The organism is Massilia eburnea, assembly GCF_050709955.1.
Taxonomy (GTDB): Bacteria; Pseudomonadota; Gammaproteobacteria; order Burkholderiales; family Burkholderiaceae_D; genus Rugamonas; species Rugamonas eburnea_A.
Window position 1 is genome coordinate 109,039 of record NZ_JBNZFX010000033.1, and the last position, 22,893, is coordinate 131,931.

21 protein-coding genes are annotated in these 22,893 nt (G+C 59.6%); 1 reads left to right on the plus strand and 20 read right to left on the minus strand.

The window, feature by feature from the left end:
* Position 1: 1 nt before the first annotated feature.
* The 3 genes from ACQ4MM_RS20885 to ACQ4MM_RS20895 are packed head-to-tail and all read right to left on the minus strand — an operon-like array spanning position 2 to position 2,249.
* Positions 2-583, minus strand: coding sequence for a hypothetical protein (locus ACQ4MM_RS20885; protein ID WP_431479156.1), 582 nt, complete (start codon positions 581-583; stop codon positions 2-4).
* Positions 543-1,376, minus strand: coding sequence for a hypothetical protein (locus ACQ4MM_RS20890; protein ID WP_431479157.1), 834 nt, complete (start codon positions 1,374-1,376; stop codon positions 543-545). The genes ACQ4MM_RS20885 and ACQ4MM_RS20890 overlap by 41 nt, the downstream gene beginning before the upstream one ends.
* A gap of 33 nt (positions 1,377-1,409) precedes the next feature.
* Complete coding sequence (locus tag ACQ4MM_RS20895; protein WP_431479158.1) at positions 1,410-2,249, minus strand: M15 family metallopeptidase; 840 nt, start codon at positions 2,247-2,249, stop codon at positions 1,410-1,412.
* A 221-nt stretch (positions 2,250-2,470) separates the two neighbouring features.
* Here ACQ4MM_RS20895 and ACQ4MM_RS20900 point away from each other — a divergent pair, with 221 nt between their 5' ends.
* Positions 2,471-3,283, plus strand: a complete 813-nt coding sequence (locus ACQ4MM_RS20900; RefSeq protein WP_431479159.1) for a hypothetical protein — start codon at positions 2,471-2,473, stop codon at positions 3,281-3,283.
* Between the two features lie 37 nt (positions 3,284-3,320).
* On the opposite strand, the gene ACQ4MM_RS20905 is transcribed toward ACQ4MM_RS20900, so the two are convergent.
* The 17 genes from ACQ4MM_RS20905 to ACQ4MM_RS20985 all read right to left on the minus strand — a co-directional run bounded on the left by ACQ4MM_RS20905 (position 3,321) and on the right by ACQ4MM_RS20985 (position 22,890).
* Positions 3,321-4,238, minus strand: coding sequence for a hypothetical protein (locus ACQ4MM_RS20905; RefSeq protein WP_431479160.1), 918 nt, complete (start codon positions 4,236-4,238; stop codon positions 3,321-3,323).
* A complete protein-coding gene (locus ACQ4MM_RS20910; protein WP_431479161.1) occupies positions 4,231-5,163 on the minus strand; it encodes a hypothetical protein in 933 nt (310 codons plus the stop codon). Before ACQ4MM_RS20910 ends, ACQ4MM_RS20905 begins: the two co-directional genes overlap by 8 nt.
* A gap of 20 nt (positions 5,164-5,183) precedes the next feature.
* Complete coding sequence (locus ACQ4MM_RS20915; protein WP_431479162.1) at positions 5,184-5,681, minus strand: hypothetical protein; 498 nt, start codon at positions 5,679-5,681, stop codon at positions 5,184-5,186.
* A complete protein-coding gene (locus ACQ4MM_RS20920) occupies positions 5,678-6,169 on the minus strand; it encodes a hypothetical protein (protein WP_431479163.1) in 492 nt (163 codons plus the stop codon). The genes ACQ4MM_RS20915 and ACQ4MM_RS20920 overlap by 4 nt, the downstream gene beginning before the upstream one ends.
* 8 nt (positions 6,170-6,177) lie before the next feature.
* Positions 6,178-6,354 (minus strand): hypothetical protein, encoded by a 177-nt coding sequence (locus ACQ4MM_RS20925; protein ID WP_431479164.1) that lies wholly within the window; start codon positions 6,352-6,354, stop codon positions 6,178-6,180.
* A gap of 136 nt (positions 6,355-6,490) precedes the next feature.
* Positions 6,491-6,967 (minus strand): hypothetical protein, encoded by a 477-nt coding sequence (locus tag ACQ4MM_RS20930; RefSeq protein WP_431479165.1) that lies wholly within the window; start codon positions 6,965-6,967, stop codon positions 6,491-6,493.
* A gap of 25 nt (positions 6,968-6,992) precedes the next feature.
* Positions 6,993-9,026: a LysM peptidoglycan-binding domain-containing protein gene (locus ACQ4MM_RS20935; RefSeq protein ID WP_431479166.1), complete on the minus strand. Its 2,034-nt coding sequence runs from the start codon at positions 9,024-9,026 to the stop codon at positions 6,993-6,995.
* Positions 9,027-9,050: 24 nt separating this feature from the next.
* A complete protein-coding gene (locus tag ACQ4MM_RS20940; protein ID WP_431479167.1) occupies positions 9,051-12,143 on the minus strand; it encodes a type VI secretion system Vgr family protein in 3,093 nt (1,030 codons plus the stop codon).
* 101 nt (positions 12,144-12,244) lie between these two features.
* The gene (locus ACQ4MM_RS20945) at positions 12,245-12,763 is read right to left on the minus strand and encodes a hypothetical protein (protein ID WP_431479168.1); all 519 of its coding nucleotides are present in this window, start codon (positions 12,761-12,763) and stop codon (positions 12,245-12,247) included.
* 14 nt (positions 12,764-12,777) lie between these two features.
* Positions 12,778-14,472: a PoNe immunity protein domain-containing protein gene (locus tag ACQ4MM_RS20950; RefSeq protein ID WP_431479169.1), complete on the minus strand. Its 1,695-nt coding sequence runs from the start codon at positions 14,470-14,472 to the stop codon at positions 12,778-12,780.
* A 165-nt stretch (positions 14,473-14,637) separates the two neighbouring features.
* Positions 14,638-15,933 carry a tetratricopeptide repeat protein gene (locus tag ACQ4MM_RS20955; protein WP_431479170.1) on the minus strand — a complete coding sequence of 432 codons (1,296 nt, stop codon included), beginning with the start codon at positions 15,931-15,933 and terminating at the stop codon, positions 14,638-14,640.
* A gap of 95 nt (positions 15,934-16,028) precedes the next feature.
* The gene (locus ACQ4MM_RS20960) at positions 16,029-17,126 is read right to left on the minus strand and encodes an ABC transporter ATP-binding protein (protein WP_431479171.1); all 1,098 of its coding nucleotides are present in this window, start codon (positions 17,124-17,126) and stop codon (positions 16,029-16,031) included.
* Between the two features lie 3 nt (positions 17,127-17,129).
* Positions 17,130-18,419, minus strand: a complete 1,290-nt coding sequence (locus tag ACQ4MM_RS20965) for an MFS transporter (RefSeq protein WP_431479172.1) — start codon at positions 18,417-18,419, stop codon at positions 17,130-17,132.
* 16 nt (positions 18,420-18,435) lie between these two features.
* Positions 18,436-19,923, minus strand: a complete 1,488-nt coding sequence (locus tag ACQ4MM_RS20970; protein WP_431479173.1) for a glycoside hydrolase family 3 protein — start codon at positions 19,921-19,923, stop codon at positions 18,436-18,438.
* Positions 19,920-20,723 carry a carbohydrate ABC transporter permease gene (locus ACQ4MM_RS20975; protein WP_431479174.1) on the minus strand — a complete coding sequence of 268 codons (804 nt, stop codon included), beginning with the start codon at positions 20,721-20,723 and terminating at the stop codon, positions 19,920-19,922. The genes ACQ4MM_RS20970 and ACQ4MM_RS20975 overlap by 4 nt, the downstream gene beginning before the upstream one ends.
* Positions 20,720-21,559, minus strand: a complete 840-nt coding sequence (locus tag ACQ4MM_RS20980; RefSeq protein ID WP_431479175.1) for a carbohydrate ABC transporter permease — start codon at positions 21,557-21,559, stop codon at positions 20,720-20,722. The genes ACQ4MM_RS20975 and ACQ4MM_RS20980 overlap by 4 nt, the downstream gene beginning before the upstream one ends.
* Positions 21,556-22,890 carry an ABC transporter substrate-binding protein gene (locus ACQ4MM_RS20985; protein ID WP_431479176.1) on the minus strand — a complete coding sequence of 445 codons (1,335 nt, stop codon included), beginning with the start codon at positions 22,888-22,890 and terminating at the stop codon, positions 21,556-21,558. Before ACQ4MM_RS20985 ends, ACQ4MM_RS20980 begins: the two co-directional genes overlap by 4 nt.
* Between the last annotated feature and the right edge of the window lie 3 nt (positions 22,891-22,893).

Below are 22,893 nucleotides of genomic sequence, written 5' to 3' on the forward strand. Positions count from 1 at the left end.
GTTAGCTAAGGGATGGCGCTTTACTTGCCGGGGCCGGGATAGGGCCGACCAGCAAGGCGTAACGTTGGGTAGGGTCGCTGTTGGCCAGCGCAAGCGCGAGGCTGCCGCTTTGCATGGCCTGTTCGTGGGCCAGCGCTATCGCGGCCAGTGCACCGACAGCGCCGGTGTGGCCGCAGGCTGCGCCGACGCAGGCCAGCGAAGTGTTGGCGTCCAGGCCTGGCGCAGTGGCCTCGACGCATTGCATCAGGTCCGACATCAGGCCTGCGCGGTGATCGGTATCGGCTGCAACGTAGGCTGGTTGCTGGCCATCGGCTTGCGCCAGGGCCTCTTCGGCCAGTTCGCGCAGCGTTGCATCTTCCTTGGCGTGCAGCGCCAGCAGGCGCAATTCTTCGCCGGGCTCTTTGCGCGACTGCAGCAGGATGCCTGCCGCGCCTTCCGCCGGCATGCGGCCGTTTGGATTGCGCGAACCATACAGCTTGCCGTTGATGGCCAGGTGTTCGATAGCCTCGGCATCGATATCGGAGCCGCAGGCAAGCAGCAGGTTAAGTGCTGGCGCCTTGGCGTCCGCCGCCTGGGCCGACACGGCGCGCAGCGCGGCAAGCGGCGTCGCCGGAGCTGGCGGTGCGGAAGTCGCGGAAGCGTGCGCCGCAGCCGCTGGCTGGCGGACAAGCAGCCGCTCCCGCGGCCAGCCGGTTTCGACAACGGAGTGTTCCAGCCAGCGCGTAGCCAATACCTGCGTGGTGGCCGGCCAGTCCGGTGGCAGCAAGGGAAGCAGTTGCAGCACGCTTTCGCTGCCGGACTCCGTGGCGCGCGAAGCGAGGGTGCTTGCGATATCGCCACCCAGCGCCATGGCGCGCATGTGCTGTGCCGACGGTGTGCGCGGAGCCGGCTGCAGTTGTAGACAGCCATTCTTCCAGCGGCTCCAGCGCTATGTCTGCTACTCGGCCGGCAAGCAGCGGGAAGCCTTGCAAATCGGTGAGTTCAGGATCGAGGTCGAGGCGCGCTTCACCTTCGGCGATGGCGGCCGCCAGTTCAGCCGGCGAATCGCCATGCGCCATGCGCAGCGCGGTAGCGGCGACAGCGAACTGCGTCCATGGTGCGGCCGCATCAGGCGTGTTTGCCACGCCCTGCGCACCCTGGCCGTCCTGCACCGCTGCTGCTGGCGCTTGCGCGCCGCCTGCACCCGAGGGCACCGCAGCCGGGGCGTCAAAAGTCTTCCGCGCCACCACAATCCCCACGATCAGCGTCAGCGGCATGACCAGCATGGCCAGCGCCAGGTCGCTTGTGTCGGGCATGCGCGTGGTGGTGCGCCAGTACCAAACGGCCGCAATCCAGCAAAGACCGAATACACCGACCACCATCAAACTGCGTTTCATCCAATTCTGCATGCTTGCCTCACACCGCAACTCCTATTTCTTTCTCACGCCGTCCACACGCAACTCCGTGTGGCCGAAATCCATCATCTTCCAGCGGCCGCCCCAAGTCAGGCCGAGGCTCTCCGCCACTTCACCAAACAATTGGTATCCACGCATGGCCCAAGGGTCGCGCTCCGAAATCACCAGCTTGCCGTCACGCAGGAAGGCGCAGTCGGCGGCCAGGCCATACTGGTGCCAGCTCTGGAAGGCCTTGGCATTGGTCACGTTGCTGCCTTGTGCCGCCAGCGCATCCTGGCGCTCGGGACTGCGGTAGCCCTCCAGGATGGCCATGTCATAACCATGGCGCTCCTTCATGATGCGGAACGCCTGCAGCAAACGCTGCGAATATTCTTTATCCAGCAAGGCCCAGTCGCGGCTTGCAGACACCAGGTTAGGACGCACGACCTCCACCTCTGGCGTCATGAACAGCATCGGCGGTAGGGCAGGCGGCGGCACGAGCTGCTCGCCATGCAGCAGATCCGCTACCTGCTGGTTCGCTTCGCGCACCGGCGCATCGAAGCCACCCACCATGGTGCGGCTGCTCGCCATCCATGCCACGCCCGCCGGCAGCAGCATGATCACCAACGCTGCGACCGCAGTCCATTTGTGCTCGCGCAGGAAGTTGCCGCCCTGGCGCACGGCCAGTGCCGATTCCGATCCCAGCGCACCCGCCTGCACACCACCGCGGCGCGCGATGTTCTGCACGCTGCGCTGAAAACGGCTGCCTACCAGCTCCAGGCGGCGCGAGACGTAGGCCCGCCCGGCAGGGAACAGGACCATCCAGCTCAGCGCGCAAGCCAGCAGGAAATACAGCACGACGGCAACGAACACCAAAATTAACCCCTGGAATCTAAATTACCAATTTGACAACATGGCAGGCGTGTGTCGCCTTAGCAATAAATTATTTGCGGGAAAGTATATCTTGAAGTTCTGATAATCCGCTTTTGCCAGGATTTCAATCGTGCGCACCCCTGGCAAAGGAGGTTCGCCCTAGAGTGCGCACCTTTTTCCATAGGTAAAGTATATTAATGATAACCTTTGCCAGGAGTAATCCATTGTCATCCAGTAACGAAACCCGGAAACCGGCAGGCCGTCCAAGCCTGCTTACGGCTGAGCAGCAAAATGCTCTAGAGAATCAACCTGCGGCGCCGGCGGCTGCATTCGAACCACCGGCTGCGGAAGCGCCGCGCCGCAAACATTTGTGGATTGCCGGCGGCGTCAGCGTGCTGGTGATCGGCATCGCCTTGGCGTTCATGTCGTTCGGCGAAAGCGAATCGGCCGCCGATACGCTGGCTGTCGCACCCGCTCCGGCCTCGGCTCCAGCCCCGGCCGCCGTGCCTGCCGCAGCAACGGCTGTCGCCAGCGCCCCGGCTGCGGCAGGCGTGGTAACAACGGAGCCTTTGCAAGCGGCTGACAACTCGCCGCTCGCCGCGCTGAATGCGCCCTCGCCGCAAGCCGCGGCCATCATTGACGAAGCTCCGCCGCCTGTCGGCGCCAAGCCGAAAGAATCGCTGAAGCAGATGCTGGAGAGCGGTGCACCTGTTGCCGCCAAACCTGCGGTGCCGAAGACCGCGCGTAAGCCCGCAGTGAAGGAAAAGCCAGCCAGGGAATCCGAGCCAGCCGCCACGCCGCCATCCGCGGAAGAGGAGAATGACCTTCAGCTTCTGGCGGCTCTGGTCGCCCACGCCAAGTACGATACTTCAGCGAACGCCCGCATCTCCTTGTCGAAGGCACTCGATCAATGCAAGAAGCAGGGCAAGCAGGACGCAGCCCGCTGCCGCATTCGTGTGTGTGAAGGCCGCTGGAAGAAAAACGAATGCCGCGTATACAGCCGCAGCAAGCTTGAGAAGACTGCGACGGGCGCATGAGACCCGGCACCGGCTGGCGCTGACCGGCGCCAGCCGTCTATTGGGCTACTTTGCGTTTTTGCCCTTCCAGCCAACCGGCAGGAACTTTCGCAAGCAAGGGATCATTCTTCTTCAGGTTGGTCCAGCTAGCACCGCCATCGGCGGAGTAGACAAGCAGGTTCGGATAGTCGTCTGAATTATCGAGAATACCGGCCAGCCAGATTTGTTTGCCATCCACGACGTAGCTGCTCACCAGCGACGATAATCCTTCCGGCAGTTTCACCTTGCTCCATTTCCTGCCATCTTTCGAGGTCAGGAGAGTCTGTTCGATGGAGCCGGTGATCCACCAGCCGCCATGACTGGACTGCCCCAGCTCCACCAGCAAATCCGGATCGCCAAGTTTCGCGACCAGGCTTACCTTGCAGGTTCGCGGATCGATAGAACGTACGTGATACCGGCTGCTCTGGCCATCGCTCAAGAAGCTAGTTACAAGGGCCAGTACTTTGTTTTCCGATGCGGCGAACTTGATGTTCGCGACCTGCAGGGCTTTGAACGGAGACTTGCCGCCAGGGGCGCCAAGTCTTTGGTACGGCAAGGTGCATTGCGATTGATGATGGCGTACCCGATAGCCTTTGCTTGTCGGCGTCACTGCAAGTTCGTTGGGGAACAATACTGTGTCGAGTGTGTCTTCCTTGAGTGCGGCGGCGTGTTCTCCCGTTGCAGGATCAATCGCGTTGCGTCCCGCGAGGATCCGCCCCGATTCGTCGAGCTGCAAGAGTGGCCATGTATGTCCACCCGGCAGCACCTCGATCCGTACTTCAGGCTTGCTTTGGATTTGTATATGGAGCGCATCTTCGGTGAAGGCCACATTGCCCACCTTGTAATGCAAGGTTTCCATTTGTGCCTGCGCATCGACATTGGCGAGGGCCGTGGCAAGCAAAACGACTCCGCATCTAATTCGTGAGATCTTATTCATGCTCGGCATTCTTTACTTCATGTGCGCCGGACAATAGGGAAACAACCAGGATTGAAATTGAATAAGTAGCGCTGCGAATCACGCCGTCCGACGGTACCGCCATGGCACCATCAAATCCGCACGCCAGGGTGGCAAAGCGGCGTCCGCCCGGCACTTTTCTCACCGGCTGCGCAATTGTCAAACGCGTATCCTGCACCGCCAGGAAGGGAAGTGGAAACTCGAAAACTTCCGCCAACACTTGTGATTCCTCTGGCGCTGCCCGATGGATCATGTCCCTCAGCTTACCGGGTGAGCCGCAGTGCTGTTGCACCAGCTGTGCAAAGGAGTCCGCGTCGATGTTCTCCAGTCCAAACCTCGGCAACGCGGTATATCTGATTGTCTCGAGCGCCGTTGACTCGGCTGCAAGCCGCGCACTCCAACCAAAGGTGACTTGGCCCTGCCAGTTGTCCAGGCGGAGGTTTTGAAGACGTGGCAGCTTTTCGATTCTTCGCCAATCGCCATTGTTCGATGGAATTGGATCAACGCCAGCCTTTCGAAGAAGATGCGTAATGTCCTGCCCCAAGAAATAGCCGCGGTGGTGACGTGATACACCTACTGGCTTCCCATCGTGGAAAACCTTCAGCTCCGCAAAGGTCTTGTCCGAATTTTCTTCGCCTTCACCGAGGTACACGAACAGCGGGGTTGCCGCGTAAAAGCCCGCGTACTGTGGCTGCCTTGTACTATTTTCCAACGAGACCGCCACCTCTACGTCATGGCCAGTGAGCCAAATGTGAACGTCCTTGACGGTTGTTTCGCCCAACTGAAAACCGAGAGTCAATGGGACCCCGTTCTCGAATTCGTAAGCGAAGCTTGTGCTGGCAAAGCAGGCGGAAAAGACGAAAGCCAGCGTTGATTTAAGTTTGCGACTGGTCGGCGAGTGATTCATGTTACGGGCTTGCAGAACTCCTACTGCTTCATTGGATCGTACAGTTCGCCGACAACTCGTGAATCGAATTTGTAGTGAACCGTGATGTCGTAATCCGAGGTCGGATCTTCGACCAGAAAAATTCCTGTGCTGTCATCCAACTTCCATGGCAGCCAGGATTTGTCAGAAGGTCCGCTCTTGTCGGCCTTTACAAAATCCACACCGTATGTCCGGGTGTTTTTACAAATGGGGAGCATTTCCTTCAAAACGAGACAGTCTTCCCGGCAGTTCGTCACTTTCAACCTGGCCGGGGTAAGGACCATTTTGTAGCCGGTAGGAACAAGGATATGGCCGGTGTTTTGCCATTTGTAGCCGATCTTGCCGACGTCAATCGGGCCACGACTGATAATTCCCTGCGGGTCAAGCAAAAATGCGACAGGCCCCTTTTCCTTAGCAACCAGTTGGCAGACTGAGTGCGGCGCGGCCATCGCGATACGCAGACAAACGAGGAGGATGGCCGAAAAAATTACATGTCTCATAGACCGGATCTGCCTACTGGAGGAATGAAGCTGCAGAACAGTTCCCATTGATCCTTTTCACTCGAGTTGCGCCCCAGATTTTCGCCAATTACGTTCGGCCAAACCAATGAAGCTGCGGAGATCCTTGGCACATTGGTTTCATCGTAGGCGATGAGTCCGTCAAACCCTTCAGAGATCAGGCTACTGTATGGCTTCTTTAATTGAGCTTTCAATATCTTGAGTGATTTCTTATTCTTATCAAGAATCGCGCTTTTCACTAGATCTTTCGAAATCTGGTCAGGAAGCGGAACGACAATCAATCCAGCGTAGTCGCAGTCGCTCTTGGAATCTATTCGCGATCCAATTGCTTTCCCAATACTTGCGTTCTCAGATAGATTGACCCAGATAACATATGGGCCACCGGGGGCACCTGCATTCGCAATGGCTGCGAAGGAGGTTGCCAGTGCCGAAACAAGGCAACAAGCCAGTCTGCTTATCTTCAAGTTCATAGGGACGTCTACGTGTAATCCATGATGCAAATCGGCTTGCCGTCAGGGCGCTTGTACATCAGCGGCTTGCCAGGGCCGGAAAAACGGGCGAAGCCAACCAGTTCCCGGCCAAACCATTCCGCTCTGTTCTTCCCTTCGCGTTCGACGTTGTACGCAAATTGTAGCGGACGAGATGTGTGCAGCATGTTGATCCCCGGCCAGTCTTGCGAAAGATTGGCGGAGCTATAGCAGCTTTCTGTCGAAACGGAAGGGAGATAACGGTAGGCTCCGTAGAGACTAAGAACCTTTCCGCGGTCGTGACAGTGGCCTTAGCCATTTCACCTAAATCGGTCGTTTGATCCTAGGCATCAACTTGCAGAATTCCTCCCATTGAGCAGACTCTGACCCTTGTGCGGGTAACTTCGTGTCGATTGTGTACTTTCGACCACGAACGAGGTTTGTCAGACGGGGGCCAGAGATTTCGTCGTATACCATGATTCCATCAAACCCATCATAGATATAGTCGTCGTAGCGTTTGCGCATTAGCGTGTCCAGCTTGGCAATTGCGCCCTTATCATTCTTTAGAATTCCCTTTCTAATAAGGTCAACAGAAATCCAGCTCGGCAGGCGGGTAAATGAAGCACTTGGTGATAGGCAATCATCTTGCTCCGCCATTCGTTTGTCTATGATAGCTTCAAGGTACTCATTCTGCGAGAGATTAACCCATATCACATGAGGGCCTGAGCGAGATCCGGCAACCGCAGGCAGGGAGGACAGGGAAATGATGGTAATGGCCGAAAGTTTGGCGAAAAAGTTCATGGCGACAAATTTAGTAAATCAAAAATTATCTTGTGCGGGAAAGTGCACCGGCTTTACTGTGAACGAAGCTTATCTCTGCATTAAGCTTGGTGAAGTCGACATCGTCTAAGGTTTTTGGGCTTTTCTCATAGGTTTTGGCGTAGGAAACGGGTAAATAGAATTCCAAATGGTCGCTTTTTGATTTTACTTCCACCGTCTTGCCATTCTTTTTGACTGACTCGGTTTCTAGAACCTCTTTTTCGGTAGTAGGTGCGAAACAGATAGCATCGTCTTGATTCCCACCGAGAACGCAAATTTTGTTTTTGCCAGACCTACCATACACAAACCCAACATGGTGCCCGTGACCGTGTGGACTTGTTGCTACTGCAATGGCCCCGTAGACCGGTTCTTCGATCTTAAAGTAGAGTGGATTTACCTCAAGATGAGTCTTTGTTTTTGCCTTCTTCGGCTTTCCTTTGGCGTCTAAAACGACAGGATCTTGCACTTTATCCTTGACATATACTTTCCTAAAACCATTGGCACGGCTTAAATCCGCCTGGTCAATATATCCTGCTTCCTTCGGGTTCCTAATCGGGTAGCCAGCGCTCATTAAACACCAGTTTGCAAATGCTGCGCACCACGCGTTCGGAGTATCAATCATCGTCACTTTTGTGTCTTGAATCACTTTGTGATAATTGTTGCTCTTCTCGATATCGGCTTCCCTTTTTCCACTCCATCGCTTTGCCTCGGCGATTGCATATTTCATCCAAGGAACCAGACCATCGTCAGGTTTGATAAGCGCAATCGCTTCACCTTTACCTTCTTTCGAGCGAGCAGGCGTCGTATTGCTAACCGCAGGTGCGGATTCGGCAGCTTGGTTTTTGGGGGGGGCTTCAGATTTTACTGGATTCGATTGCCCTTTCGGAGGAGCTGGATTGTTGGGGCCGGGCTTAGGAGTAGGCGGCGCCGTTGGAGTAGTCGTTTCCTGTTGCGCTATCGGCGTTGCGGACTGTTTTGGCGCTGCCGAAGGCATTACAGATGACGCTGAGGTATTGCCCGCATTCTTGGGTGCTGCATTGGGTGCTGGAGCCTTCTTCGCAGGTTGAGCAGGCAACACACTTGGAGGAGGCATGTTGATCCCCAAGATCTGATCCTTATAAATGGTATCAGTCTTGAGTTGGTTGTCCTGCTTGATGCGTTGGACAGTTACTCCGAGGTGCTTGAAACGACCCGCAATGCGTCCAAGTGTGTCCTTTTCTTTTACTTTATATAGGAACGGCTCCTTGTTGAAGATAGGGTTTTCCGGAGCTTTAACAGGAGCGGTCGCACCAAAGTATTGAGCAAACTTGTTTATCAAGTTGAAGCGTTGTCCTGTTTCAGGATGCAGGTCGGTTAACTTCTTGAGGTCGCCGTGGGGTGTCTTGTGAAATAGTTCAGCGGGCTTTTTACCATGAACGATGGGCGGGAAGAGGCCCGCAGCATTGGAGGTATACGTGGTCTCGTTCCCCTCGCTGCGAACGACCAGTTGCTCACCTTCGACAGGTTGAGTACCGTTGCCAGCCTGGATCTGCGTAATCGGGCACCAGACTTCTTTGCGGGTATCTTTATCCTGGTGATAGCCCTCTAGCTTTTCAATGCCATCCATGAGATTGGCAAACTGCTTTACATCCATTTGATCCAGCCGGAAGTCTTTACTGAAACCCGTTTCATTGCAGAGGTCCCGAATGTATTTCTCGGTATCGTTGCCGTCTGACGGCGGCACATAATCGTAGACCATTTCTTTGATGGTTTTCCTGATATGCTGACGGTGCAGACTCGCTTTGAGCTCAGCGCGTCCCGTCTCGTAATCGGGGAAAATGAAGAAATGGAGTCTGCTCTTTTCAGGCTTGGCGAAGCCAATAAAGTTCTTTGTCTTGCGAGGTGCCGGCTTCCCATCTTTCATCGGTGATGCGAGATCTCCTGCGTTGGAGATACGCCATTGCAGTGAGCCGCCCGAACGTATGAGCACACGATTGTCATCGGTGATGAACTGAGCGACTTTTAATTTCGCGTTATACGAGGCTTTAATAAACCGAGTCATAGCTGGTGCAGGTACAAAGGGTAATCAGGAAGCTTCGTTGATCAAAGCAAGGAGAACGGACTCGGGAAGGAATTCGTCATGATGGTGTTCTGTTGCAGCGACTATCTCACGATAGTAGCGATTCGACGTCAGCGTTTCGATGTCGTCACTTCCATCGACTTCTGACAGATGTTCGTCTTCCTCGGTGGAGTCGTCATCCTGTTCAAAAACACGCTCGCTTACAATCATTTTTTGCTCGACGAGCTCGGCACCTTGAGGATCGCCAAGGCGAAGCTTCAGCATTTGGGCACCTTCAGTCGTCACGCGTGGCAGCCGCCCATCTTCGGGAACGGTGCCTTCTGCAAGTACGTTTCCATCTTCATCAAAGATGGCGAATGGTTCGCCAGCCCATACCCCAGTACCTAACAGCTCGTCCGCGCCCATAGTAGCGAAACGAAGACTGTGTGGACCGACGGCGTCTAACGCTGGCCATTCTTTTGGAACCGGCAGCGCGACAGGTGCCATGGTCATGTGTGCGGGGCCACCCAATTCCTTCATGCTGGCTTTGAATTCGACCTTCCCTGGCGCGGACAGTTCGATGTTTCCGCCTTCAATGCGAATTGCTGCTCCTTGCGTGGTTAGCAGAACGTGATTACGCGCGCTGACAACTACTTCCTTGGTGGCGCTGCTCACGACGATATTCTTATCAGCCGTTAGCGTCGTCGCGGCAGTGTGGCTTTGGCTGCTGTACTTCCCGCTCGCGGCGTGCAGGTGCAGGCCGGTTTCCTGGTTCGGCTTTTCCTTGGCGTTGGCTTTTCCGTAGGTGAACAGGCTGATGCCGCCTGCGGACGAATGCAGCAGGTTCGCCTGGGCGGCGAAGTTGATGTCCTGGTTGGCGGTCACACTGCTGGATGTTTCGGACGCAAGCAAGGCGTCGACTGGTGTGGCGGCGACGATGCCGGATGGGCTGTCAACTTGCAGCAGCGGGGCGTCGAAGGCCGGTGCGCCGCCGTTTGCGCGTGTGGCCAGGGTATCCGCAGTGCGTTGCAGTCCTTCCGCTACCGGAAGCTTGTCGGTTTCCTTTTGCTTTGGCAAGTCGGCTTTGTGAGTCTTGGCCTGGTCGGTCAGCGAGACCTGCAGCTGCCTGGCGCTTTCAACCTGGTTTTGCGCGGAACGTGCATCCAGCACATTGCCGCTGGCGCCGCGCGCCGCGTGGGTCGAGAGCAGCATGCCCTGGCCGGAACGCAGGGCGAGGGCGTGTTCGGTCTTCAGTTCCGCGCCAAAGCCGACTGCATGCAGGCGCTGGTTGTCGCTTTGATGGCGCAGGTGGCCGAGGTTCAGTTCCGCGGTGCCCTGGTGCGGCCTGGCGTGGCGTTGCAGGGCCACGCGTGACTGGCCTGGCGAATCGTCGAACACCAGCTGGCTGTAAGCGCCGGCGCCAGCTTGGCTGCTTTGCATGGCCTGGCTTTTCAGGCCGGACAGGGAAGCCGGGTGTGCGTGGCCGCCGGATGCGCCGGGGAACCATACAGGCGCGTTGCCAGTGGCGGCGCCGGTGCCTGCGCTGACCTTGTTGTGCTGCGCGTCGGCCTGGCCGTCGCCGTTGTACAGGGCGCCAATGATGACGGGGCGGTCAATATCGCCTTCGAGGAAGTCAACCAGCACTTCCTGGCCGACACGCGGCAGGGTATTGCTGCCCCAGTTGGCGCCAGCGATAGGCGCCAGCGGCGTGGCGACGCGCACCCAGGTGCCGGCGCTGTCGTCAGCGGGGGCACCGGCATCGCCGGCCTGCAGCGATGGCGCAAGGCGGCTATGGCTGCTGGCGCCGCGCTGCCAGTGGAACTGCACTTTGACACGGTGGTCGCGGTCAGTGTGGATTGGCGCGCCGGAGGGGCCGACTACGATGGCGGTCTGTTGTCCCTGCACACTGGGGCGTTTCCACGGTGCCGTGCTGCGGTAGGGCAGGGCGGCTTCAATGGCGTCGATGCGGTTGCGGTACAGCGGGCGCTCGGCAATGGCGTTGCCGACTGCGTGGCGGCTCTCAGCCAGGTCGCCGTCGTTCAGCAATTGCAGTGCGGCCTGGCCCAGCTCACGCTGGATATTCGAGCGCGTTTCCGCTGCCAGGTTGTTGTGCATCAGGTGCAGCACACGGATGACAATGAACTCGCCGCTGCCGCCCGTCACCGGTTCGCCTTGCAGGGCGAAGCGCGTAGCAGGCGCCATGGTGCGCACGGTGCCTGCACCAGTCATGTTTTTTCGCGCGACGTCGAGTGCCTGCAGGCGGCGTTCGGCAAGGCGCTGGCCGTGTTCGCGGCCGCTGTAGGCGTAAGCGCCGGGCACGTCGCGTGCGGTAAGTGGTATTCCGCTATCGTCCGCGCTGCCCGCGTTGGAGGCGCGCTGGTCCAAGGAGCGGTAATCCCAGCTTTGCAGTGCGACTTCGCTGGTGAGCAGGCTGGCCTGCATGCGCCAGCGGTCCATGCTGTCTTCCCGCATCACGGCGCCGGCCTGGGTGAAGCGCACTGCTGCCTGGGCGTTTGGCTGGAAGGCGCCATTGTGGTCGGCGATCACCAGTACGTGACCGTCGCTGCGGTGTTCAAAGTAATAGAACAGGCCTTCGTCGCCCATCAGGCGCTCGGCGAAGGCCCAGTCGCTTTCCTGGTATTGGGTGCACAGGCTGCGCTTTGGATAAGCCGCGCGGTCGGACAGTTCGAAACGCCACTCGGGCACCAGCGTGCCCTGGCCTTGCCAGCTTCCCAGTACGGCATCGAGGATGTCGCAGACCGACATATCCTGGAAAACACGGCTGTCGCGGTTTTGTGCGAGGAAGGCAGTCCATGGCTCCAGCCGCACCGCGTAACGCGCCAGGCCGCCGTTGGAACCGCTCAATTCGATGGCGGTGATGTGGCCGTGGAACGGGCGCAGCGCTGCCAGGCCGTTGGCAGTCACCAGTTCCAGCAAGGCCGGTTGTCCAAGCAGGGATTTGAGCGGGATCGCAGCGTCGGTGGACAGCGTTGATACGTCGAAGACGAAGGGTTTGCCGATCGCCTCCTCCCCGCGCACGCATTCGACCAAAAGCTGCGCGGCGCCCTGCGGCGTGGTCAGTCGCAGCAGGCGTGTATCTTGAGTGAGGCGGTCCAGCATGAGATTGTGTTTTCGATAACCATACGGACCGCCATTACAGCCTAGAAGTTCTTTTGAAGCAAGAGAGATTCAATTGAATCGCTATACTTGCAAGTCAATAGTTACTTCTTCAGGCGAGCGGCGTCCGCATCCATTGCCTGGTTTACGTCGCAGAATTTTCGCTGGCTGGTGAACTTGTTCACCTGGCGGAAGGACAGAGCGGGCGCGTCTACCGACTCCTGATCGTCATTTGCTTTCAGTTCCATGACCGTAAACGTCACGCGTCGATCCTCCGCCCACCAGCCTTCACGCTCGGCAAAGATCACGCGCAGGCCAGCCTTTGACTTGAAGGCGCGAAATGCGCTGATGGCGCAGTCGGCGCCCGAATTCAGTTGAAGCGTCGGCACGAACTTCTCATTGATCTCGAATGGGATCTGCTCTGCGGGACCCTTGTCATTGGAGCGGAAGAAGGTAATTGTGCGCAGGGTGTGATTCCCCCTGTCGATATCCGTGTACAGCATTTTGAGTTCGATCCCGTTTGCCGAAATGCTCGTGATATCGCGCTGTGGGATGATGGCTTGTTGCGCGTGCAGCGGCAGGCCAATGGCGAGCAGCAGCGCGCCAAGGAATTGGGCTTTCATTGTGAATCTCCGGTTTATGCGATGCGCGAGCGTGCGAAGTCTGCCAGTTCGCGTGGGTAAAAGATATCGTCGCGGTAGGATGTGTCGTCGATGCCGAGCACGGAGCTGATGGCTGCTGCTTCGAAGGACCAGTAGCCGAAGAACTGGGAGCCCTTGCGGTTGGTGCCGAAGTAGGGCTCGTTCTCGCTCAGGTCGTACCAGGCCTGCATGTATTCGGCCATCATGGCAGCGCGTTTTTCCGGCGCAGCGGCGAAAATCGGCAAGGTTTGCGAGTACGGTTTGCCGCGCGTGCATTTCTTCGGCGGTGCTTCGCGGCCGGGCACAAATGGCGCGACCAGGTGCTCCAGCAGGGCGTCGCGGCGGCGGTTGCCGTAGTCGAGGATAGGCATGATGCGCACCAGCTTGTCCTGGTGGCCTAGCAGGGTGGCGAAGCACACCAGCGACAGGCCGGTGTGATAGTCATCGTCTTGCAGGTCCAGCCAGTGCTTGTAGCAGTCCTCGTCCTCGTCTTCCGCCGACAGTGTAGATGGCGTTAGGAAGCGCGCGTAGCTTTCCCAAAAGCTGAGAGCCAGCGGAAAAAAAGTATTGAGGTCCTCCAGTGCATGGCCGGCGCTGTAGGTATTGCGCAGGTGGTTCACGGACTCCCATGCCAGCCAATGTGCTCCGTCGTACTGATCCGGGTCGGCGCAGTCGTAGCAGACCTTGTCGGTGAACAGCACCAGGTTTTCTTCATAGCTCGCATAGCGCATGCGGCTGGAGCGGCGCCTTTGCTCGAAGTCTGCGGGAGAGAGCTTTTTATGCCGCCAGAATTCGGCCAGTTCGTCGATTGTCTGGGGCTGCGGCAGTTCGGCGCTTTCTTCGACGGGAGGTGCCACATAGACCGGCATCTTGCCGGCATTGGCCTGGCGTGCAAAGGCGACCATGTCCGCCGGATAATAGGGCAGGTGGCGATAACTCGTGTCGTCGATGCCCAGCACCAGGGTGATGGCGGCAGCTTCCCACGACCAGTAGCCGACGAACTGGTAACCCGACTTGTGCAGGTCATAGTAGTTTTCACGGCGGCTCGCCTCGTACCATTCGGCGAGGTATTGCGCCATCAGAGCCGCCCGCTCGGAAGGCTGCGCGGCAAAGATCGGCAGCGCTTTCGAGTATGGCAGGTTGCGGCGGCAGATGCTGATCGCCGGATCGCGGCCTGCGATGCAGCAGCTAAGCAAGCGCTCGACCAGCGCATCGCGCTTTTCGTTGAGATAGTCGATCAAGGGCACCAGGCGGTGCAGCACCTCCTGTTTGCCGAGCAGGATGCCCATGCAAACCATGGTCAGGGCCTGGTGGTATTCCGGGCCCGCAAGCGCTACGTGCGGCCAGGAGGTCTCGCGGTCGTTGCTGTCGTTATAGGCCTGGTTGTAATGGGCGTAGGTTTCCCAATATTCGACCGCACGGTCGTAGAAAGCCTGCAGCTGCGCAATATCGTGCCCGCCGCTGTAGCAGTTGACCAGGAACGCGCTCGCATCTGTCGCCAGGCGCTTGGTCGTGTTCATCAGGTTATACAGGGGGATCGCCGAGATCATCTCCGGTGCTTGCTGCAGGCGCTCCCGCACATGCTCAAATGTCTGGAGCTGGTCGTGGAAATTTTCTTCGTAGCCGTAATACCTAAGCAGGGGTTCGCGCAGGGACTGCTGAAAGTCACTTTCTGACAGCGGGGCATGCATGGGTGTTGCTCTTTCTGTAACGGTGCGGATCGCCATTACAGCCTAGAATTTCGCGATCGGCAAGAGTGATTCAATTGAATCGGGGGTGACAGGCGAAAAAAAAGCGGGAAGGACCCGAAAGCCATTCCCGCTTTGTTGTATTGCTTAGACGCTCAGGCGCTCGGCTTAGCCTTGTTTTTCGTCGTCGCCGGCAGTCGCTGGGAATGGACGGTTGACCCACAGGATCCAGTAGCGTGCCAGGTCGGCACGGCCGTCGGCGCCTTGCACGGTCTCCAGGATCTTGATCGCTTCATCCTTCTTGCCTGCCATCGCGTAGGAGTAGCCCAGGCGCAGCTTTGCGTCATCCGCATTTTTCAGGCCGCCCTTGGCGATGCCGTCCTGGATCAGCTGGATGCCCTTGTCGTGCTGGCCCATGGTCACGAAAGCGTAACCCAGGTTAACCAGGCCGGTGCCGTTCTTGGCCTTGCGGGCCGAAGATTCGGAGGCGGCGATGTTCTTCATGTCGTCGGCTGCCTGGCGGTCCAGTTCGGACTTCAGCTTCTTGACCTTGGCGTTCTGGGTGACAGCGCCATTGGCGATGCCGGCGTCCAGCACTGCCTTGCCTTCGATGAACTGGCCTTCCAGCTGGTCGACTTCGGCCAGTTCCAGGTAGTCCTGTTCTTCCATCTTGGTGGTGGCGACTTTCTGCAGGCGGATGATGTCGGCCGAGAAGCGGGTCGAGTAGTTCTCCTTGCCGCGGGTACGGTACAGCATGTCCGACCAGTAGCGGTCACGCGGATGCCAGCGCACCAGGCCTTCCAGCGCGGTCAGGTAGGTGCCCTTGTCTTTCAGGCGGTGCGAAGCGTCGGCCAGCATGTGCAGTTCTTCGCGGGTCATTGGCTGGTTAGCCTTGATGCTGTCGTTCAGCTTCTTCAGCAGGTCGGCTTGTACGCCCTTGTAGTCGCCGGACTCGAAACGGATCGCCATGATCTGGCGTGCTGCTTTCGGATCGCCGGTCATCTGGCTGTACTTCTGCAGGTTTTCGATGGTCTTAGGGTAGTTCTTCAGTTCCTGGTAGTAGCCAGCCAGGGCCTGGGTGAACTTGGCTTGCTCTTCTTTTTCCAGGCGGCCGGAGGCCAGCACGTACTCCAGCATCTCGATCAGCTTCGGCTTGTCGTTCATGCCCAGGGCAGTGGCCAGGCGCATGCGGTTGATGAAGTACTGTTCGTAAGGGGTTTTGTTCGGCATTGCGTCTGCCTGGTCCAGCAAGGCGGTCACTTCGCCATATTTCTTGGCATCCAGCAGGGGCCCCAGGACTTTACCGTCCAGGAATTTGACCATATCTTTGCGCACTGTCTCTTGTGGAGCGCTGGCGGCAGCCTGTTTGTCTTGCGCGTGTGCGGTCTGGACCAGCGCCGGTACGGCGCTCAGGCCGATGGCTGCCAGCAGCAGGCCGATACGTGCGAAACGATGTTGGGTCATGGTATGTGATCCTTCTTGTGGTTGAGGCAAACGTCTATTCTCCCATAATTTTGTCATGGGACCGGTTTTCTGAAGTAGCCAATTGTAACGATTTCTTATGGCCGGCAGAAAGCCGTGCCGTCGGCCGCAAACAGCATGCAGCGCTCCGACGGCAGGAACAGCGTGGCAGGCGCGCCGGCAGCCGGCACGGTCAAATCCTGCGCCAGTTTGACCGCCAGCGCCTCCGCCATGCCGGGCAAAGCCGCATAAACAATTGATTGATCGCCAAGGTACTCCACATGGCTGATCGCTACAGCGGCGGCATTGTAAGCCTCTTCCCGCAATTGCAGGTGTTCCGGTCGCACACCAAGCGTGACGCGGCTGCCGCGCTCCACGTCGCCGGGCAGGGCTGCCACTTCCACGATGGCGCCGCCCGGCAGCAGCACCGCCACATGCGTGGCTCCCAGGGCGATCACTTCGGCCGGAATGAAGTTCATGCGCGGCGCCCCAAGGAAGCCGGCCACGAACTGGTTGGCTGGACTGTTATACAGCTCCTGTGGCGTACCGGCCTGCTCGACCTTGCCGCCATTGAACACCACGATGCGCTGGCCCAGCGTCATTGCTTCGACCTGGTCGTGCGTGACGTAGATGGTGGTGGTGCCCAGTTCCTTGTGCAGGCGGCCGATTTCCAGGCGCATCTGCACCCGCAGGCCGGCGTCCAGGTTGGACAGCGGCTCGTCGAACAGGAATAGCTGCGGCTTGCGCACGATGGCGCGGCCGATGGCAACGCGCTGGCGCTGGCCACCCGACAGCTCCTTCGGCTTGCGTTCGAGCAGGTGGCCGATCTGCAGCGTGGCGGCGGCGCGTTCGACCGCCGCACGCAATTCGGCGGCTGGCGTGCCGGCCAGCTTCAGGCCGAATGCCATGTTCTCGTACACCGTCATGTGCGGGTACAGCGCATAGGACTGGAATACCATGGCCAGCCCGCGCTGGGCCGGCGGCACGCTGTTGGCTAGCTTGCCGCCGATTTGCAGTTCGCCGCCGCTGATTTCTTCCAGCCCGGCGATCATGCGCAGCAGCGTCGATTTGCCGCAACCGGAAGGGCCGACGAATACCGTGAATTCTCCATCCGCGATGTCAAGGTCAATGCCCTGGATCACCGGGGCATTGTCGCCATAGCGCTTGGCGATATTGCGCAGCGAGACCGACGCCATGAATCAGGCTGCCTCGGGCACGGCTTCGCCACTGCCTTGTTCGCGCGATTCCATCGGAATGAACTGCGACAGGATGGCAACCGGGATCGCGGCCAGCAGCACCCACACAAAGAAGTCCTTGTAGCCCAGCGCGGTCTGGATGTCGCCGCTGATCCAGCGGAACAGCACAAAGCCCAGCTGCATCACGCCGGTGGAGAAGGCGTAGTGCGCGGTGGTGTACCTGCCCGGGGCGACCACCTGCATCATGTACAGGATTACGCCGACAAAGCCGAAGCCATAGCCGAACATCTCCAGGCTCAAGGCGACACCGATTACGGTCAGGTCGGTCGGCAGCGCGTGAGACAGGTAGTAGAACACCAGGTTTGGCAGGTTCATCGCCAGGATCAGGAACAGGATGGCGCGGCGCAGGCTGAGCCAGGAAGTGAAATAACCGCCTGCGATGGAGCCGATGATGAAGGCGATGGTGCCGCCGGTGCCATACACCATACCCACCTGCGCCGTATCCAGCCCCAGGCCGCCGGCAGCGCGTGCTTCTCGCAGGAACAGGGGGCCGATGGTTTGCACCTGGGCTTCGCCGGCGCGGAACAGGATAATGAACAGGATCGAAACCCAGATGCCCGGCTTACGGAAGTAGTCGATGATTACTTCGCCCAGCGTGCGCGCGACGGCGGCGGCGCTGTGATCGGCCATGCGCGGGTTGGGGCTGAGGGGCAGAGCCCAGAAATTGTAGCCGCCCAGCGCGCACATGGTCAGGCCGATGATGCCGAAAATGACCGTCCAGGCGGACGTGACACCGTATGTCTTTTCCAGAAAGCCGGCCAGCGTCAGCAAGCCGCCCTGCGCCAGGAGCCGGCCGGCGTTGAAGAAGGTGCCGGTCCAGCCAGCGTATTGTGCCTGCGCCTTCTTTGAAAGGCTGGCGATGTATAGGCCGTCGCAGGAAATATCGTGGGTGGCGGAGGCAATCGAAGCCAGGAACAGCACGCCGATGCTGGCGCTGAGCCAGAACGGGAATTGCAGCGCCAGCGCCACCAAGCCAAGGCATAGGCCGCCGAACAGCTGAAGGCTGACCACCACCAGCTTTTTGCTGGACGCCAGCTCCAGGAAGGGACTCCACAAAGGTTTGAAGATCCAGGCGCCGCCGAGGAAGGCCAGCCAGTGGCTGATTTCCGCGTTCGACATGTTCATGCTCTTCATCATCTGGCCGAAGACGAGGGCAATGGCGAAGTAGGGCAGGCCCTGCGCCAGGTACAGCGTAGGAATCCACTTCAGCGGGTTGTGGCGTGCGGCATCCATCTTGTCTCCTTAAGCTTCAAGCAAAGCCGGGAACCGGGCAGCGGCCGGTGGCTTCAAGTTCGCCCGACAGCCAGGCGTTGATGGCTTCCAGCGCGGGCGCGGCGAAACCGTAGGTCATCAGGGCCGGCGATTGGATATCCAGCGCCTGGTAAGGATTCCACAGCGCCAGGTGCAGGTCCGGCTTCCAGTTATTGCGAGCGTTGTCGCCGTAGCGCAGGCGGGAAGTGGAGGCCAGCACGGTGAAGCGTCCGTCCTGCGGCAGCGACGACCAGTCGAAGGTGTTGGCGTCGGCGAAGGTGACCAGGTCGACGTCGTACAGTTTGCCCAGCGAGGCGGCTACGGCGGCTGCCGGCACGCCGGCTTCGGACACGCCGTCGCTCACCACGTCCTGCCGCACCACCAGACGCAGCTTGCTGCCTGGCGCCGGGCGCTGTGGATTGCTGCGGGCGGTCAGCGCACGGCGCCAGCCTTCGGCCATGATCACGCGGTCGGCGGCATCTTCCTTATAGGAGCGTTGCTGGCAAGGGTAGGCTTGCGCCAAGGCGTTCAGGCGCGCCAAGCGTTCATCGACGGCGGCTTGCGACAGGGAGCCGTTGGCCAGTGCGGCGGCAATTGCATCCAGGGTTTCGTTCTGGGTTTCGGTGGTGCCGAGCGCCATCACCATGTCGGCTCCGGCCAGCAGGGCGCGCACGGCGGCGTTGCCCACGCCGTAGCGGCCGGCGATGGCATGCATGTCCATGCCGTCGGTGATGATGATGCCCTTGTAGTTCCATTGCTTGCGCAGGATGCCGTCCAGGATGGCGGGCGACATCGTTGCCGGATTGTCCGGATCGATCGCCGGGTAAACGATATGGGCGGTCATCATCGCCGGCGCCACCGGGGCAGCGGCGCGGAAGGGCGCCAGCTCCAGCACGTCCAGTTCGGGCAGCGCCTTGTCGACGGTCGGCAGGTCGCGGTGCGAGTCGACGTGGGTATCGCCGTGGCCGGGGAAGTGCTTGACGCAGCAGGCCACGCCTTCGGCATGGCTGCCGGCCATCCAGGCCATGGCCAGTTCCACCGCGCGTTGCGGCTCGGCGCCGAAAGAGCGCTCGGCGATCACCGGGTTGTTCGGGTTGTTGTTCAGGTCCAGCACCGGCGCGAAGTTCCAGTTGAAGCCGAGCGATTTGGCGGCGCGCGCCACGGCGGCCCCGGTGCGGTAAGCCAGGTCGGAATCATCGGCCGCGCCCAGGCCCATGGCTGCTGGCGGTGCCGGCACCCAGGTTGAACGCACAACGGCGCCGCCTTCCTGGTCGATGGCGATCAGGGAATTCGGACCCATGGCGTCGCGCAGGTCGGCGGTCAGCTTGGCCAGTTGCACGGAGTCGGTCATATTCCCGCGGAACAGGCACACGCCACGGATGCCGTTGTCCCGGATGAAATCTGCCGTCGCCTGGTCCAGCACGGTGCCGGGGAAGCGGATCATGATCAGTTGTCCCGCGATTTTTCGTAGTTCTTGTGTGCTCATTTAACTGCTCCGTCCATGCCGCGCATGAAGTAACGTTGGGTGAAAAGGAATGCCGCCAGCGTCGGCACAATGGTGATGATGGTACCTGCCGCGATCACGCGCGTGCTGCTGCCGAAGGTGCCGCGCAAGTACAAGACGCCCACCGACAGCGGGAATTCGTCCGGCTTGCTCATGACGATCGATGGCCAGATGTATTCGTTCCAGGCCTCCACGGCGGTCAGGATGCCGACCGTCGCCAGCCATGGCGCAATCAGCGGCAGCATGATTTTGGTGAAGATGGCCCATTCGGAGGCGCCGTCGACGCGCGCGGCATCGACCAGGTCTTGTGGCACTTCCTCGAATGCTTGTTTCAGCAATAGGATGGCGACGGCGTTCACCACGTTCGGCAGGATCACGCCGGAGTAGGTATCGACCAGGCCCAATTCGGTCACTGTGATGAAGTTGACCAGGAAGTTCACTTCGGACGGCAGGACCATGGTCGCGACGATCAGGCCGAAGACCAGCTTCTTGCCTTTGAAATGCAGGCGGGCCAACGGATAGGCAGCCATTGAGCACAGCACCAGCTTCCACAGTACAGTGAACGCCGTGATCAGGATCGAGTTCTTCAGGAAAGACCAGATCGGGATCACGCGGAATACCTCCGCGAAGTTCTCCAGCGAAGGCTGCTTCGGCCAGAAAGTCGGCGGATAGGAGAAGATATTGCCTTCGGTGGACAAGGCCGTCACCAGCGTCCACCAGAACGGGAAGATGCACAGCAGCGCGATGGCGGCCAGCAGCAGGTATTGTGCGGTCTTCTTCATCGGTGCTTTGGCTTCAGGTAGCGCAGGCAAAGCAGGGCGATGCCGATGCAGATGAGCGAGACGATAAAGCTCGCGGCCAGTGCGCGTGGCAGCTTCAGGTGCTTCAAGCCCTGGTCGTAGGCGTAGTACAGGGCGGTGAAGGTGGAATTCATTGGGCCGCCCTGGGTCAGTACGTCGACCTCCTGGTAGGCTTTCAGCGCGCCCAGTACGGACAGGATGGTGCAGACCATGATGGTGGGGCGCAGCATCGGCACCGTGATATGCCAGAAGCGCTGCCAGCGTGAAGCGCCGTCCAGGATCGCGGCTTCCTGCATCTCCTGCGGCACCGATTGCAACGCCGCCAGGTACATCACCATATACCAGCCGAGGCCGCGCCACAGCGTGACGAACATGATTGCCGCCAGCGCGAAGGTGTCGTCCTGCAGCCAGCCGATGTTGGTGCCGAGGATGTAGTTCAGTGCACCCTGCTCGTGAAACATGAAGCCCCACATGATGCCGACCACGGAGACCGTGGTCACCACCGGCACGTAGTACGCTGCGCGGAACAACTTGATGCCCGGGAGCTGGTTGTTCACCATCACCGCCAGCGCAATGGCGCCAAGCTGCACGCAAGGGACGATCAGCAGGAAGGCCAGCGAGTTTTTCAGGCCGGTGACGAACATCTCGTTATTGAAGATGTAGCGGAAATTGTCGAAGCCGACCCAATGCGCCGGCCGCACCAGTGAGAAATCGGTGAACGCCAGCACCGACCCGAACAGCACCGGCCAGAACGCAAAGACGGCCAACAGCGCCAGCGCCGGCGCCAGGAACATCCAGGCAGCGAGCGAGCGCTTCATCGCACATTCCCCCGCGAAATGTCCACCTTGGGGTCAGGAACAAAAGTGGACATTCCATGAGGAATGTCCACTTTTGTTCCTGACCCCAAGGTGGACAATTTTCGGTTCCAGATTGCGACGGCTGTGTCGAGCGCTTGCTGGATGTCCTGGCGGCCGGTGACGCCCGCTTCCACGGCTTTTACCAGCGCGCGGCGCAGTTCGTCGTAGTCTTCGATGCCGGCCACGTACATGGTGCGCGAGTAGGGCATCGATACGGCACCGGCGGCGACGGCTTTCTCCGCTGCGCCTGCATTGGCCGGAACGGCAGTGAAGAAGGGATCATTGGCTGCGCGCGCCGAGGCGGGAAACACGCTGGCCTGCCGGGCGAATTCCAACTGGTTCGCGTCGCTGGTCAAAAATCGTGCAAATTTGCCGATACCTGGTAAATCCGCCGCCGGCACGCGCGCCGGTACGCCGAAATGGATCAACCAGCCGCCATCGGCAATGCCGGTCGGCCCCAGCGGCGCGGGCGCCACATCGGTCATTGCATACACATCGCGTGCATCGGCCTGGATGCGCTTCAATGCCGTCGGCGGCGCCAGCAGCATTCCAAGGCACCCACTCTTATAGGCCTCCACGGCAGGCGGGAAGTTATCTTCCGCAAACAGGCCATCCTTCAGCAGGCCGCCCGCGCGATAAGTTTCGGCCAATTTGCGAATCAATTCCACGTGCGCAGGAGTATTGAATACCGCGCGGCCGCCAGCCAGTACCGGCAAGCCTTGTTGCAGCATCAGGCCGTCAACCTTTGACAGGGCAGGGCACAGGCCGGCCTTGCCGGTGCGCTGGGCGATCTGGCGTGCGAACGCCAGCTGCTCATCGAGATTGCGCGGCGCGTGCGGAATGCCTGCCGCACGGAAGATGTCGCGGTTGTAGGCAATCACTGCGACATTGCTGTACATCGGGAAGCCGTAAGTCCTGCCGGCGAACGACAGGTCGCGCAGGGCACTTTGCAAATAGCGCGCGCGATCTGCACCGAGCATCGCATCGACCGGCGTCAGCAGCCCGTCGCGGGCGAATTCCTCGGCCCACGGCACGTTCAGGTTGACCAGCGCGGGCGGCTTGCCAGCCACGATGCGTGTCACCAGTTTGGTCTGGATAATGTCCCACGGGAAGTCGACCCATTCCAGCTTGACGCCGGGATTGGCGGCCTCGTAGCGTTTCACCACGTCCTCGAAGTAAGGCGTGAAACGCGGCTTCATGCTGAAGGTCCAGAACTCGATGCGCTGCACCGGCGCCGCGAGCGCAGCACCGGCAACGGCCATCAATGCAGCAAGCAGGAGACTGTTCTTCATCGA